This window comes from Clostridium sp. AF35-15 (genome assembly GCF_003477745.1).
Classification (GTDB): Bacteria; Bacillota; Clostridia; order Lachnospirales; family Lachnospiraceae; genus Otoolea; species Otoolea fessa.
This window is the reverse complement of sequence record NZ_QUDY01000029.1, coordinates 308-638: the sequence shown is the minus strand read 5'-3', so window position 1 is coordinate 638 and position 331 is coordinate 308. Positions and strand designations below refer to the sequence as shown.

1 protein-coding gene is annotated in these 331 nt (G+C 49.2%); it reads left to right on the top strand.

Annotation, left to right across the window (positions count from 1 at the left end; translation table 11 throughout):
* Window positions 1-20 precede the first annotated feature (20 nt).
* The coding region (locus DWZ76_RS14905) for a DUF6291 domain-containing protein (RefSeq protein ID WP_207663661.1) at window positions 21-331 on the top strand (311 nt) is incomplete at its 3' end.

Here is a 331-nt window from a genome sequence, read left to right as displayed (position 1 = left end):
GGGAAAGGAGATGGGCTTGGATGAGTGATAAGAAGTCTTTTGTCATGTATGAGAGCTGGGGCGCTGCCATCGAAAAGATGAGCAACGAGCAGGCGGGCGAACTCATTAAAGCGATCTACGCCTATCAGAAAGACCCGGATGCTGTTCCGGAAGATCCGGCGCTGGCGTTTGTGTTCGAGCTTATTAAACAGCAGCTGGATGCGGACAGCCAGCGCTACAAAGAAGCATGTGCCGCCAGATCGGAAGCAGGGAAGAAAGGCGGAAGACCAAAAGAAAATGCTTCTGATAAAAAGCAAATGGTTTCTGAGGAAAGCAAAAAAAGCAAATGCTT